Source organism: Vibrio sp. T13N (assembly GCF_032970445.1).
Classification (GTDB): Bacteria; Pseudomonadota; Gammaproteobacteria; order Enterobacterales; family Vibrionaceae; genus Vibrio; species Vibrio diabolicus.
On the sequence record NZ_JAWJYE010000004.1, the window covers coordinates 139976 to 158740 of the forward strand.

General features: G+C 45.4%; 18 protein-coding genes. 3 read left to right on the forward strand and 15 right to left on the reverse strand.

Features of this window, described 5'->3' with window-relative positions:
- Window positions 1–27 precede the first annotated feature (27 nt).
- Window positions 28–1002: a DUF1852 domain-containing protein gene (locus R2S67_RS08230; protein ID WP_317343197.1), complete on the reverse strand. Its 975-nt coding sequence runs from the start codon at window positions 1000–1002 to the stop codon at window positions 28–30.
- 1117 nt (window positions 1003–2119) lie between these two features.
- Here R2S67_RS08230 and R2S67_RS08235 point away from each other — a divergent pair.
- Window positions 2120–3037: a leukocidin family pore-forming toxin gene (locus R2S67_RS08235; RefSeq protein ID WP_317343199.1), complete on the forward strand. Its 918-nt coding sequence runs from the start codon at window positions 2120–2122 to the stop codon at window positions 3035–3037.
- A gap of 68 nt (window positions 3038–3105) precedes the next feature.
- Window positions 3106–3789, forward strand: a complete 684-nt coding sequence (locus R2S67_RS08240) for a topoisomerase I (RefSeq protein WP_317343201.1) — start codon at window positions 3106–3108, stop codon at window positions 3787–3789.
- Window positions 3790–3867: 78 nt separating this feature from the next.
- Here R2S67_RS08240 and R2S67_RS08245 read toward each other — a convergent pair whose 3' ends face one another.
- The 9 genes from R2S67_RS08245 to R2S67_RS08285 all read right to left on the reverse strand — a co-directional run bounded on the left by R2S67_RS08245 (window position 3868) and on the right by R2S67_RS08285 (window position 12133).
- The gene (locus tag R2S67_RS08245; protein ID WP_317343440.1) at window positions 3868–4566 is read right to left on the reverse strand and encodes an ABC transporter ATP-binding protein; all 699 of its coding nucleotides are present in this window, start codon (window positions 4564–4566) and stop codon (window positions 3868–3870) included.
- A 22-nt stretch (window positions 4567–4588) separates the two neighbouring features.
- Window positions 4589–5872: an ABC transporter permease gene (locus tag R2S67_RS08250; protein ID WP_085576846.1), complete on the reverse strand. Its 1284-nt coding sequence runs from the start codon at window positions 5870–5872 to the stop codon at window positions 4589–4591.
- A 2-nt stretch (window positions 5873–5874) separates the two neighbouring features.
- Complete coding sequence (locus R2S67_RS08255; RefSeq protein ID WP_317343204.1) at window positions 5875–7089, reverse strand: ABC transporter permease; 1215 nt, start codon at window positions 7087–7089, stop codon at window positions 5875–5877.
- Complete coding sequence (locus tag R2S67_RS08260) at window positions 7086–8357, reverse strand: TolC family protein (RefSeq protein ID WP_317343206.1); 1272 nt, start codon at window positions 8355–8357, stop codon at window positions 7086–7088. Before R2S67_RS08260 ends, R2S67_RS08255 begins: the two co-directional genes overlap by 4 nt.
- Window positions 8350–9483, reverse strand: coding sequence for an efflux RND transporter periplasmic adaptor subunit (locus R2S67_RS08265; RefSeq protein ID WP_317343208.1), 1134 nt, complete (start codon window positions 9481–9483; stop codon window positions 8350–8352). Before R2S67_RS08265 ends, R2S67_RS08260 begins: the two co-directional genes overlap by 8 nt.
- Window positions 9484–9710: 227 nt before the next feature.
- A complete protein-coding gene (locus R2S67_RS08270) occupies window positions 9711–10271 on the reverse strand; it encodes a GNAT family protein (protein ID WP_317343209.1) in 561 nt (186 codons plus the stop codon).
- Window positions 10272–10274: 3 nt separating this feature from the next.
- Window positions 10275–10700, reverse strand: a complete 426-nt coding sequence (locus R2S67_RS08275; RefSeq protein ID WP_024700270.1) for a GNAT family N-acetyltransferase — start codon at window positions 10698–10700, stop codon at window positions 10275–10277.
- 19 nt (window positions 10701–10719) lie between these two features.
- Window positions 10720–11475, reverse strand: coding sequence for a class I SAM-dependent methyltransferase (locus tag R2S67_RS08280; protein WP_083140545.1), 756 nt, complete (start codon window positions 11473–11475; stop codon window positions 10720–10722).
- A gap of 25 nt (window positions 11476–11500) precedes the next feature.
- Entirely contained in the window at window positions 11501–12133 is a 633-nt protein-coding gene (locus R2S67_RS08285) for a class I SAM-dependent DNA methyltransferase (protein WP_023585293.1), read from the reverse strand.
- A gap of 391 nt (window positions 12134–12524) precedes the next feature.
- Between R2S67_RS08285 and R2S67_RS08290 the strand changes: the two genes are divergently transcribed.
- Window positions 12525–13058 carry a hypothetical protein gene (locus R2S67_RS08290; protein WP_317343215.1) on the forward strand — a complete coding sequence of 178 codons (534 nt, stop codon included), beginning with the start codon at window positions 12525–12527 and terminating at the stop codon, window positions 13056–13058.
- 49 nt (window positions 13059–13107) lie between these two features.
- Here the strand turns inward: R2S67_RS08290 and R2S67_RS08295 are convergent, their stop codons facing one another.
- The 5 genes from R2S67_RS08295 to R2S67_RS08315 all read right to left on the reverse strand — a co-directional run bounded on the left by R2S67_RS08295 (window position 13108) and on the right by R2S67_RS08315 (window position 18759).
- Window positions 13108–13623: a protein disulfide oxidoreductase gene (locus R2S67_RS08295; protein WP_045545741.1), complete on the reverse strand. Its 516-nt coding sequence runs from the start codon at window positions 13621–13623 to the stop codon at window positions 13108–13110.
- Window positions 13620–15731, reverse strand: coding sequence for a protein-disulfide reductase DsbD family protein (locus tag R2S67_RS08300; protein WP_317343218.1), 2112 nt, complete (start codon window positions 15729–15731; stop codon window positions 13620–13622). The genes R2S67_RS08295 and R2S67_RS08300 overlap by 4 nt, the downstream gene beginning before the upstream one ends.
- A 66-nt stretch (window positions 15732–15797) precedes the next feature.
- Window positions 15798–16196, reverse strand: coding sequence for a hypothetical protein (locus tag R2S67_RS08305; RefSeq protein WP_145473703.1), 399 nt, complete (start codon window positions 16194–16196; stop codon window positions 15798–15800).
- 102 nt (window positions 16197–16298) lie between these two features.
- Window positions 16299–16901, reverse strand: coding sequence for a response regulator transcription factor (locus R2S67_RS08310; RefSeq protein WP_048625745.1), 603 nt, complete (start codon window positions 16899–16901; stop codon window positions 16299–16301).
- A 25-nt stretch (window positions 16902–16926) separates the two neighbouring features.
- Window positions 16927–18759, reverse strand: coding sequence for a sensor histidine kinase (locus tag R2S67_RS08315; protein ID WP_317343221.1), 1833 nt, complete (start codon window positions 18757–18759; stop codon window positions 16927–16929).
- Window positions 18760–18765: the final 6 nt, after the last annotated feature.

Genomic DNA, 18765 nt, shown 5'->3' on the forward strand with positions numbered 1-18765 from the left:
CATTCCTTTCTAGATTCTCGTTATCTTTTACGCGTAGTTTGCAGACCATTGTTCAAGCACAGATTGATAAGGTTTGATGAAATGCTCCTCGGCAAATTTCCCTTGTTCAACTGCCAGTTGGCTGCGCTCCTCTCGGTCGTAAACGATTTGAGTTAGCGAGTGGTCTAGGTTTTTTAGGTTTGGCTGGTAGCAATTACCGGCAACCGCGTTGGCATTGTAAATCTCTGGTCGGTAAATCTTCTGGAATGTCTCCATCGTGCTAATCGTACTGATAAGCTCTAGGTTTGAATAGTCGTTCAACAAGTCACCGAAGAAGTAGAATGCCAACGGAGCAACACTGTTTGGCGGCATAAAGTAACGCACCAGCAAGCCCATCTTTTTGAAGTACTGCTCCGTCAACGAAGATTCGTTCGGCTGATATTCAAAGCCCAAAACCGGATGTTGGTTTTCGGTACGTCGGTATACCTTGTTGTCCGATACGCTCAGACAAATCACAGGCAGCTTTTTGAAATGCTGTTTATAAGACTCAGAATTAACGAAAGCTTTGAACAGTTTGCCATGCAAATCACCAAAGTTCGCTGGGATGCTGAACTGTGGCTGGTTTTTGTTGTGGTCCAACAGCAAAACGCTAAAGTCGTAATCACGCACGTATGAAGAGAAGTTGTTACCCACAATGCCTTCGATGCGCTCGTTAGTGTTGTGGTCAACAATGTTAGTTTTGAGCACTTCAATCGATGGGAAGGCTTCTCCACTACCTTGGATACCCATATCAACGGAGATGATTTCAAGCTCAACGGAGTAGCGGTCACCTTGCGCGTTATCCCAATATGCCAAGGCATTAAAACGATTGTCGATCATTCGGAGTGCATTGCGCAGATTCTCTCGGCGGTAGTTTCCGCGAGCCAGATTAGCAAAGTTGGTAGTGATTCGCGTGTTGTCTGATGGTTGGTAATTCTCATCAAAGCGAATGCTTTTGATAGCAAATGTGAAATCGTTATTCATCGTGAGTTGGTATCCTATTTCCTTAGATAAAGCAGACTTTTCCTAACTCTGTGCATGGGGACATTTTTGTTTTTTGGTTTTCCCAATCGTTAGGTTGCACAGCACTTACGACGAACAGTTCGTACTAAAAATGACGGTCGCAGTGCCTAACACCAGAGCAGTCCTTTTTTTATACTTGCTTCACGAGTTGAGTAATATTGGTATTGTTTCACATTGAACATGAAAGAAATTCATAGTGGGAGTTCCAACCCAGAGGGAACTATCGTAGATACTGTTATTCATTGACACCAATACACGTAACTTGGCGAGCATAGTGCCAATATGTGTAATTAAGAAACTGATGACTCGTGAGGGATTAGCTGTATGTGAACCAGTTTTAAACTTGGAAAACGCATTATATAAACAAGATGCTAACTGGAATATAGGACAGCGTAGCTTAAATAGTACTTTTCACATTCAATCATTTATTCAAGCATTCGTTTAATTAAAAGCACCTTACATTTAATATTTTCGGAAAAATTATTATTTAATTATCTTATTTCTTTCTTTTCCTATATTTACCATCTCAAACGTAAAGTTTCATTTTTCTGTTGTAAAAGCACATATAACCTCATACACGAATATGACAACTTCATTGACAAGCTTTGTCACCCAACTATTACATGAAGCTAGAAATAACCAATAATAAAACAAACATAACCTACTGTTTTAATTTAAATTAAATTCAGGAAGCCGTAATGACCACATAACGACACTTTACTTAGTTTGGCATAACAGAAACCTCAACAATAACATGGTTAACACTTATAAACCTCACTTCTATCAATAAGGAATTTTAAACATAACATTAGAAGATAAAAATTAAGTAATAACTTAAAAAGGTAAAACTTAATAACCAAATTCTTATTTATTATAGTTGAGTAATGAATTTAAAAACTATGAGACATTAATCCCACGAATCTATACTTTTCCTTTTTTTATTAAAAAACAAGATGCAATATTTCACCGCTCAATTATTGAGCACCAATTAATAACCAGTCCATAATTATAAAACACCCATAGAGTTATTGTTAAAACCCAATAATAACCTTTATGGGCTGACTAATAGGAAACAACAATGGAAAAACAGCATCTTTCCGCGAGTATTATCGCGCTCGCATTACTTGGTTCTCTAGCTCCAGCACATGCTGAAGATACATTAAAAGCTTACACTTCGACCTTGCTACAGCTCGATGATAGCGATGCACGCTCGAAGAAAATCCGCTTAATTTACTCATTAGAAAATGTCTGGAACCAATCTTTGCTGCCGAATGGAGCTAAGGAAGCCAAGTTGCTTCTAAACGGAGGCTCTGGTTTCGACATGACTAATGTACCGAATAAAGAGCAGATCTATGGTTTTGCCACCGGTGGAGACTACCGTTACACAATCCCAACAGCCTTTAAACTGGCACTGAGTTATTTAAATGGTGCCCCTTTACGTCATATGAGCCATGCTCCAGAAAACACTATTGCAACAGCATCTGTCAGTGAGTCTTTGGACTTTAATCTTGGCTTCAGTGCTTCTGATTCTCCAAATATTAACGGTGGTATCTCCTGGAGCAACCGCGTAACTTACGATCAACCAGAATTTCAGACGGTGGCTGATTTTGATCAGACCAATGAGAGCATTAATTGGCTTATCGAAAACCAGACTATCCGCCACAATACTCCACCTAAAGACTGGTTATTGTACCGTTGGACCAGCTGTGACATGGGCAACCTAATTGACTATAGCGAATTACCTGTCGTGATGCGCTCTGACTTTAAACCGCAAGTCGGTGTTGTATATCGAAAAAATGATATTCAAGATGGCCTAGATACGTCAGAAGTCAAGCTGGTTGCAGGTTGGCGAAAAACCAATTACTACTTTGGTCGTGACTGGTGTAGCTGGTATACCACCCCAGAAAATACCTGGAAGAAAAATCGTGATAGCAGTCAATGGACAGAGACTAGCCGAGCCGTAACTATCTCTTGGAATGACGCGCTCTACCACTAACTTATTAGCCTGCGGCCACGGAATGAATAAGTGGCCGCCGTATTTACTAATGAAATAAACGGTAAGACATGACAAGTAATAAAAAACTCTTGACTGGATCGGCGCTAGCACTTGGTGCAGTACTCGCCATATTTCTAATTAATTCAAATAACAAGAATTCCCAGAGCGATTCTGTTGCAAGCTTTGACGAGCAAATCAAGACAGAGAAAACTGAAACAAGAAGTGTAACGCCTCCTGAGAGCGATGCAGCTCAAGAGGTGGTTACCGTTCCAACACCACAGAATGACAATGACGCTACTTCCGATGTCATTCCAGCTACACCTTGGATATCTGCCCCATTAAATGAATTGAGCAATGAACTGTACGATTTTATTGAAGCTGAACAGGTAAGTTATATCAGTACAACCGACTATCCATTCGACGAGCAAAAGCAAGAACAATTGCGAACATTAGCTAAGCAAGGGGTTCCTATCTTGTTTGACAACACGGAGTCATCCTATTTGGATAGCTACGGTGTCAGCGAAACCAAAGTGGTTTCAGAGTATTTTGGTACGGCGTCTGAAGGTGATGTCATCATTGCTACCGGAGTACAGAATGAGGATGGCAGCATTCATTATCTGGTTTTGCCTTTGAAGAGCAAAGATCTCAACGATAGCAGTAAATTGATTGAGGACACTAAGCTCGCAATCACTCTACTTAAAGAGCAAAAGCATGACTTGATAAAAGAGAGACAAGGCGAACATCGCGAATAAAAATAAAGGAAGATAGCGTCTCCTATTCCATGGCTATCTTCCTTAAAATAACTCCAGTCTCAATCAAGAAAAATTCATTTATCTTCCCTCCGGAGCCCTATCCGAAGTCACCTTGCCATCTTTGATCGTGATGATGCGTTTGGTGCGCTCTGCCAGAGCGTTATCGTGAGTCACGATGATCAATGTTCTGCCTTCGGCGTGGAGTTGGTTGAACAAGGCTTCAATCTCTGCGCCGGATTTTGAATCCAATGCACCCGTTGGTTCATCCGCTAAGATGATTTGCGGATCGTTGACCAAGGCTCTTGCAATCGCGACCCTCTGTTTTTGACCGCCAGAAAGCTGGTTTGGTTTGTGGTCTAAACGATCCCCTAGCCCGACTTGCTCTAGCAATTTGGCGGCGCGCTGGCGACGTTCTTTGGCTTTGATGCCAGAGTAAACCAACGGCAGTGCCACGTTATCGAGCGCCGTCGCGTATTCCAATAAGTTAAAGCTTTGGAAGACAAATCCAATCTTTTGGTTACGAATGCCAGCCAGCTCATTCGCACTTAAACTTGCGACGTTTTGGCCGCCAAGTTGGTACTCGCCATCAGTGGGCTTATCTAAACAGCCGAGCATGTTCATCAACGTTGATTTACCCGAACCGGACGGGCCAAGAATCGAAAGAAACTCGCCTTGATTGATGGTTAAGTCAACGCCGTCTAACGCGCGAACTTCCGCCTCCCCGCTTGAGTAGTATTTACAGATGTTGGTCAGCTCAACAAGCGGCTTGTTCGACATGTTCTCTCCAGAGTTATTGTTGTTATTCACTTTGTAGCGCCTCCAACGGGCTGACTTTTGCGGCTCGGTTTGCAGGTAACCATGCAGATGCCACACCAATGATCACTAAGGTGAGGATGACAATCGCGACAACGACCCACGACAACTCCGGGACAGGTTTACCCAGTTGTTCATAAAAGGCATTGCCCTCTAAAGGAATGGAACTGATGGCAGACACCAGCGCGTACGTCACAGCTAACCCAAGCGCGCCCCCCATCATCATTGTCAATAAAGACTGCACTAAATAGTGCATACGAATGGCCGTTGGGGTTGCACCGACTGCCATGCGCACGCCGATATCACGCGTAGATCGCTTTACGGTGGCATACATCACATTGGCAATGCCGACGCCAGCAACAGCTAACGTCACGAAGCCGATAATGCCAAGAAAACTCTGCAAACCTATCAGAAACTGCTGCATACTCTTTTGTTTAAGGAACATATCATCGACTTGGACGACCTGTTCATCACTGACACTTGCCCCGTGCTTACGGGCAATCACTTGCCTGATCGTCTTTGCTAAGGCTTCTCGGTCTACATCGGCTTGTGGTTGCACATTGATGCCACCAATTTCACCGTTGACATGAAATCGCTTCCACGTCGCTAACGGCACAAAGCTGGAATAGTTGATAAGATCCCCCTGTTCTATTTGGGCGCTGTTTTTCTCCAATACGCCCACAACGGTGAACTCCTCATTGCCGATTTTTACCTTTTGCCCCACAGGGTTGACTTGCAATGTGACTGTCGCAAACCAACTAAAGTCCTCATTCGGGTTGAATAAGTCGGCTGCCAGTTCATAACCCAGTACAACGACTTTGCGCGTCTCTTTTTGATCGAGTGGATTTAACCATCGTCCCCCCGCCATCGGCACCAAATTGGTCATGGATTGAAACTCGCTCGTGACCGCTAAGGGCTCTTGCCACGAGCTTCTGTCACCAACGGTGATGCGCTCTTTCCACTTCGCAGTTGGCGCAACGCTTTTTACATCGGGTAACGCTCGAACGACCTCTGAATCGTCCATTTTTAATGTCAGAAACTTGCCTTGGTGAAAAGCACCGTGGTCGACGGTGGCCATCCCTCCGGTCAAATAGATCAAGTTGCCGTTACCATTTTGTGCGGTTTTCAATACGCCCTGACGAATGCCCTCACCTACCGCCAACATAGCAGCGATACAGAGGGTCGCCCACGCGACTGCCAGAATGGTCAAACCCAATCTCAGCTTTTCTGCGGCCATTTCTTGGAAAATTTGTCTCATCGGTAACAACATGACTAAGCCCTCGCACTCAAAGCAATGACTGGCGTGAGACGCGATGCTCGCCTTGCTGGGAAATACGATGCCATCAATGCCAAGATAAGCGTCACAAGTAAAGACCAAGCAATGGAATCTGGCGTGATCACAGGTAAACCAATCCATTCCGGTAATGCCATGCTGCTTAGGACAGACACCACGGCATACGAAAACATCAGACCTAATGCCGTGCCCACAGCTACCAAAATAAGCCCTTCAAGAATAAACTGACTGAGTATGGATTTTTGAGTCGCCCCGATCGCCAAACGCACACCGATTTCACGCGTGCGCTCCGTGACAGATAAAAACATGATGTTGGCAACGCCAAGCGCACCGACCGCCATGGTCATCGCGCCGCTCGCTCCGAGAAAAATCTGAATGCCACGTAAAATTCCACTGATGACCGCCGCACCTTCACTAAAATCGGGTAATTCGACCGCATCTTTATCAGTTGGGTCAAAATGAAGCTGCTTGGCGAAAAAGTTCACGATATTTTGTCGAAACGACGGTGCATCCATCCCATCTCTTGGCTTCATCAATACCATCCAAGGTTTCGCATCCCACAAATCGCGGTACGTTGTTTGAGGAATGAAAACCGTGCGGCTATCGCCGAATGAAATGCCAGTGTCCTCACCGACGGTTATCCCAATAACCAAAAACGGAATGCCGTTGACTTTGAGCCTATCCCCGATTTGGATTCCGCCCATTTGCGCAATTTGATCGCCTAACACTGCCACGCGAGTGTGGTTGTTCATATCACTTGGTGACAGGTTTCTCGAACCGGATTGCAGCTTGCGTTGCATTAAAGGAAAGTAAGACGTATCAATACCGCTGACCGTACTCGATAAGTTCTGTCCTTTGAGATTGGTGATATTCGCATCCCATTTGGCGTAAACGCTCGACGCCTGTTGCACGAAGCCCGACTGTTTGATCATGTCGACTTTTTCTTGTGGAATATCAATTTGTCGTCTTGAAGGTAACCCTTGCCACGGTTTACTGGTGCTCGACGGAAACACCACTTGCACATTGTTGATCATAAATGAAAACGACTGGGTCTGATGGCGATAAAAGCCTTCGCCAAGTGCGATTAACACCACCACAGAGATCACGCCCCAAGCAATCGCGATGATGGCTAGCACGCTCTTCATGCGGTGCGCCATCAACGTTTGCCAAGTTTGTTGCAATAGACTGCTCATGAATGAAAAGCCCGAGAGATCAACGCCATGGTATCGTCATCAAGTTTCCCTGCGGTTTGCAGTAAACCGATTCTCTTACGCCAGTAGCTGTACAAGTTGGTTTGCAGACTGTTTTTCGCCTCAAACAAGCTGTTGTGTGCGCTGATAACTTCCGACACTTCAAGCAGGCCAGCGTCGTAAAGTTTCTCTTTGCTTTGCAACACTCTGGCGCGCGACTCAACCAGCTCGTTCGCTATCAAAACTTGATTCCAGTTGATATCGACCTGCGTAAACTGCTGAATAACTCGTTTCTGAATATCAATTTCCACTCTACGCATATCTTGCTTAGCACTTAAAATGTTCAACGATGCTTCGTCCACTTTCGCTCGCACTGCACCATTGAGGTCAATCGGCAAACTCAAACTAATCCCAGCGTTAAACTCACCGTTTGAACGATTGTCACCATCGTTGTAGCCCACACTGCCTTTGACGGTTGGGTAGTATCCACCTTTAGCTGAATCTTTCGCGAACTCGCTCGCTTTCACCATCTGCGCCGCTACCAACAGCTCTGGACTACTGTCTTTCGCCAGCTTTAGCCATTGCTCCTGAGAGTCCACCAGCATCGGCGGCTGAATTAGAGAATCCGTTCGAATTTGGTCGACACTCTCCGGCATTTGATTGATTAACGCCGCAAGCTCTGCTTTTTTCACTTCGAGATCGGCTTTTGCATTGAGGATACTTGCTTGCTCAGAGACTTGATTCGCTCGCATCTCTTCAACATCAACCGACTTCACTTTGCCTGCTCGATAGCGTTTCTCAATGATGTTGAGAAGTTCTTTCCCCTCCTCCAGCTTGGACTGTGCCAATTTGAGGTCGCCCTGTGCGCTTGCCACATCTAGGTAAGCGGTGAGCAACTTCTGCGCAAGCTCGTTATGCGATTGAGATAGCTCTAACTGGGCTTTGAGATAATTGGCATTCGCTTGATCCAGTTCCGACCACAAACTGCTATCCCAAATAGTTTGAGATAAGGTAGCGCCGTAACTGTTCGAATGGCTTGAGGACTCATTCCAATCCGCTGACGCACTGGCACTTAAACCCGGTAATAACGCACTGCGGCTACTCTGTACGCCAACCTCGCCAAGCTGGACGCCGATTTTCGCCTTTTCGTAATTTGGCTCGTTATGCTTTGCTTGTTGCCAAGCTTGTTCAATAGAAATTGCATAGGTAGGCAAACTGAGCGTGGCAGCCAACAATGCAAAGGCGATTTTTGATCGTTGCAGCTTAACCATGCGCCGCTCCCATCATGCTGTTGTCGATAACCTCTTCATCAAGCTCCACGCCATCAAGCACTTCGACATTGATGCCATCTGACAGACCGAGTTTCACCGGTTGTTTATGAAACCCTTCTTCTGAGCTGTCGGGAATCAGAACATTCGGTGCGTCACCATCAAATTGCAGAGCGCGCTCCGGTAGAGTGAGCACGTTTTCAGACTTCTTCAGTATGATTTGAGCCGTCGATGAAAAACCAGAACGAAGCAACACATCTTGTGGGATCTTGAGTTCTCCCACTTCAACCTCAAAACCGTTATCAAAACTTTTTGCCGAAGCATTGCCCTCTGGTGAGTTAAGGTTCTCAGATTGAATCGCCACTTTGGTTAGCACGCCAGAAATCGCCACATCAGGATAAGGCGCAACCGTCAGCATAACGGGCATTCCCGGAGACAACTGCGCAGCATCATGCTCACTGACGCTACCTTTAAAAATCAGACTGTTCATGTCGGCCAATGACATCATTTCAGTCGCGGCTTGGCTTGATTGAGTCGAGATGATCGGCTCTCCGACCTCAACTTTCTGGTTGAGTACTGTGCCATCAATTGGCGCGTAGATCGTCGACGTTAAACGCGCATCGCCGATAGACGCCTCACCACTGCGGATGAGTTCGAGATTCTGGCGCTTTTGCAATACGTCCGCTTGCGCAGATTTGACTGCCGAGCGCGCACTTACGTATTCGTCGTAGTTACTTGGAATAATGTCCTGCTTGACCAAGCTTTCTAAGTTGGACAGTTTTTGTTTGGCGGATTCCAGATCGGCTTCGCTACGCATGAGTTCTGCCGATGCATCCGTTAATGCTTGGGGAGTTGGGTTTGGACGCACTTTGATCAGCGGCTGGCCTTGCTTCACCTTTTCACCAACTTTCGCGTAAATTTCACCGACGATACCGTCGATTTGTGACTTAATAGACACAGAGTGTGCAGGGACAATTTTACCAACAGCCACAGCTTGTTTTTCAATCGTGCCTTTTTCCACAATCAATGTAGGCAGCAATTCTGGTTGAGCAGCAGATTGGAGATAGAAATACGTAGCACCGCCGAGCAGCGCGATGCTCACAGCGGAGACAAGCCAACGTTTCGTCATTATTTATTCCAACAATTATTGAGTAGTCTAATGACTGCTCCTAAAACACAAAGTTGAAGGAATAATATCCTGCTTTAATAGCGGTTTGGTTGTCACAGTTGGTAAGGCTTTGTCAGTCGTCTCTGACAATCAAAGATTAAAAAATCTCGACGAATCATTCAGCAAAGACGCTGTCTACGATGGCGACTAACAAGCTCTGTAACCGCTCGTTTCAACCGCCCCCCTTTTCATTCTGAACAACGTGCAAAATGGCGCAGTTCTGTATCCTCCAATCGCATATCCATACAGTCTTGCGCCTCACGTCCTAAAGCAGGAAAAACCGCATGCGCTTTTAAAATGCCTCGGCTGATAAAGCCATATTTCTCCAACACACGAATACTTGCGTGGTTGCCAATATGCGGGGCAGTGCGAATGCGCGTTATACCTAAGCTTTGCAAGTAAACAACGCCAAGTTTGCAGGCTTGGGTTGCATAGCCTTTTCCCTGATAGCGAGCAGAAATACCAAAATGGATTTCACTGCTGTCTTGCTCAGGTATCAGCACCAGACAGCCTATGGGAGTTTGAGAAGTAAGTTCTTCAATGGTGAAGACTAATAGATTGGGAGACTTTTGATCATATTGAGCACGCCATCTTTCGATAGCTTCAAGGGTTTGATTAACATTTTGGTGGGCTTGGCGATTGAGGAAGCGGCATGCTTGCTCATCGCCTAAATAGTTTTCAAACAGGGGAGCAGCGTCTGTTGTTTTGAGGTATCTGATTGCCACTTGTTGAGCTTCAACTCTCATCATGATTTAGCTCTGATAAACATTCGGTTTCCAGATTTGCATGAAGTTTTCTACTGGAGCAATAGGAGTGAACCCAAACTGTTCGTACAACCCATGAGCATCACGAGTTGCAAGCATCATACGGCGTAAGCCTTGCAGATCTGGATGAGCAACAATTTCTGAGATCAACCACTTACTGATGCCTTTACCACGGTGTACCTCCACTACAAACACATCGGCAAGGTACGCAAACGTGGTGCGATCGGTAATTAACCGAGCAAAAGCAACGAGTTGATTTTCGTCATCCAAAACCGCGAAACAGAACGAATGGCGCAATGACTTCTCAAAGCGTTCTCTTGGAATGCCCTTCCCCCAATAACTGTTTGAAATAAACTGGTAGATAACGTCTAAATCCATGTCATCTAACGACGTAGTAATTTGAAATCCTTGCACTGTATCCCTCAACATTGATTTATATTTTCTCAGCCACACAGACAAGCGAGTTGGCATTCGCCTCAAATGCTTGCGCTGACCAAGACTGGTACTTCTCTATGATTCTGAATCCCGCTTGTTCAAGGAAAACCTCTATGTCTTCCAGCGGACGATATTTTAAATCAATGCTGGAATACTCAATCGTTCCACCTTCAAAATGGCGCTCTTTCTTCAAATACATGATGGACGTTTGCAAGTCATACTCGGCTTTCATACCTAAATAATTCACTTCACCATAAGTTGGAGAAACATAGGTTTGCCACAGCGCCATCTCATGATCCAATTCTAGATTCTCTGGCGTTGGTAACCGCGTATCGAAGACAAATCGCCCACCTTTTTCTAGGTGCTTTGATATTGAGCTCAGTGCGCCTGCCAGCATGTCGTCACTTAAAAAGGCTTGGAATGCATTCCCTGTCATTATGGCTAGGTCAAACTTCTTACCTAACGAAAACTGGGTTGCGTCGAGATGAAGAAAACGTAAGTTACTCCTACTTTTGGCTTTGTCCTTTGCGTGTTTGAGCATCCCTTCAGAAATATCAATGCCAATGGCTTCGTTGAGTTGCTCAGAGACTGGAATCGTGACAATGCCGGAACCACAACAGACATCCAGTACACTTCGAGCATTGGTTTCTTCGATTAACCTTGTGATGAAAGCAATGTCGTGATGGTAATGCTGGTCGTATTGAGCATCGTATTCAATGCCCGACCCGAACTCGGTTAAATCTTGTGTTTTCAAAAACAGTCCTTGTTTGTTACTTATTTCAGCGGTGTGACTTTTTCAGCTCTAGCATCAAGTATCGACACACATAACCAACACCAGATACGTAACCAATCACATTTTCTAGGGAAACCACTTCCAACCCCGCCTGCTGACAGAGTTGTTCAACTTCACTTTCGGTATATGCCGTATGCACGACCGATCCACTATAAGTATTTCGAGGCAAATCTTGTCCATCCGGATCGTGGTATTGAAAGCTGATAAAACATCTTCCATTCACCGTTAGCTTACGCGAAATGCACTCCAGCAGTTGTTGAGGCTCTGCTAGAAACTCAGTAAAACCAAGTGCGGTGATAAGGTCAAAGGTTTGCTCAAACAAAGGGGAAAATGGCTCATCGAGGTTATGAACCGCGACGCTTTGATAGAGGTTAGTTTGGCGCGCTTTATCAACCATTTTGGACGAGATGTCTAAGCCATGGATGGTGAGATCTGGATAGTGATTTTTTACGACATGACCGATACTGCCTGTCGCACAGGCTAGGTCGAGAGCCGAGCCTTGCTCGATGGGAAAGGTTTTTAACTTCCCAGAAATCCAACGTGGGCCGACGTAATGGCTGTCATCCACCAACTTTTGATAGCGCTCCGACACATCATCATACATTTTTGCTACGTTCATCGTTTCCTCCTTGATAACCAGAACGATGCTCGAATGTAACACGCAATACGCACCTAGGCACTTATTAAATAGCTAATTTTCTATGAAACGTAACCGACTGGTTATTCAGCGATAACCAGTAGAAATAGATGAAATTTTGAAAAGTACTAGCCCGTGATTCCGATGGAATTTTTAAGTGCATAAAGAAAAAATATGTCCTGATAATCTGCTTCGATTATTCAGCGAATCTTATTTCCATCATTCTATTCGCTGTATATAAAAACAATATTTAAATTAACATAACAAACCTATCGCTTATTATTTTCCATTTAAATAATGATTCTTATTTTTAATATCATTCTATAATTAAAGTGCTCAAATTCTCATGTTGTATTAACTTGAGGTTTAATTTATGAAACTAATTCCTTATTTAACTGCTGTTGTTTCGGTCAGCTGCGCTTTTGGCGCATTCGCAGCCGATGATTCAAAAGCACTTTTAGAAGATGCACTGAGTGCAGCGCCACCGACTATTCGCGATAAAGTAACGGTGATGGACTGGAACAATAATGTTCTGCAAGAAGGTTCTAGCCAATACACTTGCTTCCCAACACCTCCTCAATTGGAAGGCACAGCGCCAATGTGTATGGATGGTCCTTGGATGGAATGGGCAGACGCTTGGATGAACAAAAAACCTTTCCAAGCCAAAGCATTAGGTATTTCTTACATGTTAGCGGGTGATGGCGGTGCCAGTAACACCGACCCATTTGCAGAAGGGATGACGGACGACAATCAATGGATTGTGGAAGGACCACACTTGATGATTATTACCCCAGACCAAGCGTTGCTCGACTCTCTACCAACCGACCCAAGTTATGGTGGCCCATACGTGATGTGGAAAGGCACTCCATACGCACACATTATGATTCCCGTTGGAGCGAGAAAATAAAAAGAAAAAATCCGATATTCAGTATCTTGAATATCGGATTTTTATTTCGTTATCGAGCCAACCAAATTCTCGCCAATATTCCTATCGGCGTTGTGATGCCTGTCGTAATAGAGGTCACTTCACCATTTCTTAAAATATAAATGGTTGGAGTCACGCTAATTTTCCATTCACGCATAATATCGCTTGAAGGATCGTTTATGTTTTCAAAACGATATTCTTTTGCCCGCATAAACTGCGCCACACGCTCATTTGGCCCTGATGAGCCAGAAACACCAACTACGGCATAGTCATCACTCAGCCAGCTCACGCTTGGGCTTACAAATTTACACGCGGGACACCAAGTCGCCCAAAAATAAACAACGACAGGTTGTTCATGACTTTGCGCGATTGCATCGAAGTATTCACCATCGCTCAATACGGAGCTCAATGGTGGAGCCTCCTGTTTAGGAATATCTTTAGTGCGATACCAATCCATCGCGATGGAAATGGCGGTGACAATGAGCACCACCTGTACGATTTGAACGAGCCAATATCGGAATGTTCTACGCTGCTTTGTCGAACTCATTGAATGGATCCCCCACTCGCTTGTTTCACGGCGCTTAAAACAACATCATCAGTCAGAATCACGGGTAACGGGATACCTTGTGGCGCCGCCGGGCCATAGACGATGTTAAACGGCACACCGTAACGCCCATGAGCTCGTAAAAAGTCCGTTACCGAGCCGTCCGGATGTGTCCAATCCCCTTTTAACTTCGCCACATTAGGGCTTTGCAGCAATGAGTAGACAGGATCTTGCCAGATCACACCGATCTTGTTCGCTTTACACGTGACACACCAATCCGCAGTCACATCCACAAACACCACTCGCCCATTACTGACGTGCTCTTCAATCGCTGAATTAGAAAGCTTTTGCCAAGCTAAGTCCTCAGGAAGCGGTGTCGCCCATTGGTCGGCAGTGACACTGCCAAGTAGTAAGCCTCCAGCTATTAACACTAACGATGCGGTCCCTGATATAGCAAGTGCTTTCTCACCATACACACGCTTAACTCTTGCCATCATGACGACAAAAGCAACCACAGCGATGAGTGCAATCCATAACATCGGTACATGATTTGCCATTAATGAAAGTAGCCAAACGCTGGTTGCCAACATCATTATGCCAAACACGATCTTAACGACATTCATCCATGGACCGGGCTTTGGTAGTTTTAGCGCGATACTTGGAAACACAGCGACTAAGATCCAAGGCAGTGCCATACCCAATGCTAATGCTGTAAAGGTTGCAAATAACGTTAATACGTCCGCGCCCAAGGCAAAAGCAACGGCGGTGCCTAAAAACGGTGCAGAACAAGGTGTCGCAAGCAAAGTAGCGAACATACCTTGAACGTAGTGACCCACTAGAGAGTTATCACCTTTCGATGCGAGCCATGTATTAGTACCCGATGACAGACGGATTTCAAATAATCCCAACATATTGGCGCCGAACAAAGCAGTGACTAGTACCATCAATCCTAGGAACCAAGGGCTTTGGAACTGCACGCCCCAACCGATCGCGTTACCCGTAAGCTTCAACACCAAAATGAATCCAGCTATCAGCCAGAACGAAGTGAGAATCCCCAGAGAAGAAGCGATAAACTGGGTACGAATTTGACGGCGCTCTACACCATGTGCAGCCACAATACTACTGAGCTTCATCCCCAATACAGGCAGCACACACGGCATGATGTTCAAAATCAAACCGCCTAACAATGCAAATAAGAAAATACTCGCTAAAGAGGTAGTTGGCTGTGACGATGTAACCGCTCCTGCTTGTGCTTGTGTTACCTCTTCGACCAGCAAGTTATCATCTTTGATAGAAACATATAACGATTGTTCATTAAGCTCTACCTCACCCAGCCAGGTATCAACCGAGTAATTTGCTGTGACGATATCACCTTCTTGCTGAAGTCCATCCAACTTGAAGCTGTAGTCACGAATCGCATCACCAACACCATCCACCAACACTTGAGGATTTTGCCAACCTTGCGTGTTCTTTAGTTTGATTTGTAATTTGGATTGAGTCGCATCCCAGTTTGTTTGCGTGACCTCAACAAAAGGCGAAGGTTGAGGAACATTACTCACCGCTTGGGCGTAACTGAACATCACCTCTTCGTCCACTTTCAGCTCAGAAGGTAAGAACGTCAATTGAATTTGGTAGTCCGTCAGCACACAAATCGTCGTACAGGAAGAAAGCGTGAGCACTGCATCAATCGTGACGGGTTTCGACATATCGTCGATATGCAGCGTCATTGGGAACAAAGTGTCACCTTTGTAACCGAGAGTCTCAATGCCCAATAACTCGAACTTTTGCGGATATGGCCATTGCCAATCAACCTTGCTCAGGTTTTGCGAGTTTTGCCAATCTATCGATGGCGCGACACCACCCTCGCCCGGCGATCGCCAATAAGTTTTCCAGTCTCCGCTCAACTTAACATCCAAATAACCTGTAAGTGTTTTGGCTTGCGGATCTTGTTGACCCGTTAGTACAAAGCGCGTTTGCACTGGAGGATGCTGCGGGTTGGTCATCCAACCGGTATCGGTAGTTTGTGCTGAAATATTCAGAGAGAACAAACTCAACGCCAGCGTCATAAAGAACATAGACGCGAACTGAGTCAGTTTGGTAGTTTGATTCATAGTAATTCCTAATAATAAAAACAAAATGTGTTAAATCGCTGACGTTATTGGTCAGAAAACACGTTTTTATTCTTGGAATACACAGAAAGTCAGATGGACTCGATACTTACGACCTATCGGCTCCGTCCAATGTTGTGCGCGAATATAAGCGCAGCACATCCAAATAGCCGACGCCAAAAGACCGACAAACAGAACAACAATAAATGCATCGATCTGATGTTGAGAAAATTGAATTAACTTTTCAGACAATTCGCATTTGCTGGTTTCTTTAGCATCAATCGACTTGACGCTCGAACCCTCATCAGTAAGTGAAACAGCAGGCGATACCGTCTCGTACTTCATAGAGCATGACGATGCAAAACCTGAATTTTGCATCAGACACACGACAACCACCCAGCCAATAATCGCTAGTAGCCATTTCACCCGTTTATGTGGCGTGTGATGTCGTTTAGTCAATAAACTCATAAGAATTCAGATAAAGTAGGAACGAAGAAGATAATACGCGAGTCGTCATAAAGCTCAAGTTGTATCCACAAAATAGCATTAAGAAGCTTCACTCACTAAGCTCTAATCTAGCTTGCCATAAATATATGCCAACTCTGCGACGGTTTTCGCTGAGAACTTTTTCAATAGGTTGGCGCGGTGTACTTCAACCGTGCGCATTGCAATGCAAAGTTCGTCAGCGATTCGAATGTTGCGCTTGCCTGCAATGATCAAACGTAAAATGTCTTTTTCTCTGGGAGTGAGCGATTCATACGCCGATTTTGCCGCCGCCATATCAAGGTTTACAGCCGACTGCGCTTGTCCCTGCAAAATGGCTTGTGCCAACTCATCTCCTTTGACTGGCTTTTGGAAAAAATTGACCGCGCCAGCTTGCAATGCATCGACCGCCATCGGGACATCACCATGCCCCGTCAGGTAAATAACAGCTAAGGGACTGTTGGCTTGATTTAAAATTTGATGGACTTGCTGACCACGAAGATTTGGCATTCGACTATCAAGAATGATACACCCCGCTTGCTGAACGTCCACCTCATCAAGGAAAGACTGCCCATCAGCAAAAGTGGTGACATTGAAGTCATGTTCTTCCAACATAAAAGCGAGCGAGTCACGCACCGATTCATCATCATCGACTACAAAAACAGGTAGCTGCTTTTCACCGCTGCTCATTGAATGCTCCTATGCCTAGTTCAGATTAGTTTTGATATGGAAACACGAGCTCAACCAAACAGCCATGTGGCGCTGTCGAGCTGATGAGAAACTCGCCACCATGCATTTCCATTACATCACGACAAATGGCTAACCCCAGCCCGAGCCCCTCTTCTTTGCTACTCACAAACGCTTGAGTTGGATTCTCTTGCTGCAACCCTGTGCCGTTGTCCAATACTCGAATGGAAAGTTGATTGACTTGGTAGTCACTATGCAGGGCAATTTTACCTTGATAACCTGACGAGTGATATTTCTCTTGGAACAAAGTACACGCATCAATCGCGTTACTGATCACATTAACTAAAACCTGTTGAACGCCCACAGCGTCGACAAGTACCGGACGGGCGTTCCCTTCTATACTGGTCACAATCGAAATATTTTGCTTCTGCATTCGAAAATGGAGCAACTCAATCGTGTCATCAATAAGAACTTGAAGATCGCACGGCGCTTTGTCGACACTGCGCTTGCGGATCAACGTTCTTAAGCGCTGAATAATTGCATCGGCTCGTTCAACTTGCCCCTGTATTTTCTCAAGCACAGGGACAATATCTTCATGAGGGCGTTTTTTGGCCAAGCGAAGTAAACCGCCTTCACTGTAATTGCGAATGGCCGCCAATGGTTGATTGAGCTCATGGGCAAGACTAGTGCCGATTTCTCCGACAATCGCGACCCTTTGTGAATGTTCTAACTGTTCACTTTTCTCTTTTAATCGTAACGATGTCTGCTCCAACGCTTGCTTACTCTTGCTAAATCGATACTCAAGCCAAAAGTGGTACGCGTTCAACACAATCACAAACATGAACAGCGCCCATGCCCATTCTTGATGACTACGCAGCCAGCGTAGAGCCTCACTCCACCAAGGTTGTTGCAACGGATGGAGATCCAACGCCTGATAAAGTTTGTCGATGCTCAGCAAGCTGACGGGGGACGTCCAACCTGACGCGCCTGCCGCAATAACCGCAGGGTGTTCAGGTGGCATCGCTAACAATACTTGCGCAATCTGTTTGGCGATCTGAGCTGAGCCGCGCTCTGTTTTGGCAAATGACCAGTTAGGATAAAGCGGTGTGGAAACAGCGCATAACGAGCGCTCGTTCGGCTGTTGATTTAAAACTCGGTAATTACTCGGTTGTAAAAGCCCTTCATTTAGCATCTGTTCCAATAAACAAGCAGGGACAACGGCCGCTTCCACATTGCCATCACGTAATTGATACAGGTTGGCATCAATAGGAAAACCAAGATAGCGGACATCAGAAAAGAAATCGTTTGGATTAAGCCCCATTTTGACTATTTGATAGCGCATCGTTAGATAACCACCAAACGCTTTTTCTGATACCGCCGCAACAGGACGTCCTGAGACATCTTGCACCGTTTGATAACTTGAATTGGCTCGAACCACCAGCGCCGAACCAATGCCGTAATTCGAGTTTTGTGGTGCTCTGCTGGTTAGCGTTGCCATCCACGACAGTGCGTATTGCCTACCCAACCGCACTGCCTGACCTGGGTTAGTTAAGATGAAATCCATGGTCTGAAACTTCACCGCTTGGCCCATTTCATCCAAGTTAAGGGGATGAAGGACAAAATGCACATCGGAAATTTGCTGATTGAGCCAATCAATGGTCGGTTGCCATCTCTGCTCGGCATAAAGATGACCACGTATAGCTAACACGCCCACTTCGACTTTTTGCTTGGCCTGTGGCTGCTCTGCTTTTTGCTCTTGCATTCCTTGCAGATCTGCTTGTTCAGAAACTGCGCCCTGAGCCAAAGATGCAAAGGCAACTAAGCAAAGAATCCAAAGCTGAAGCCACAGTGCTTTTTTCATGATGAG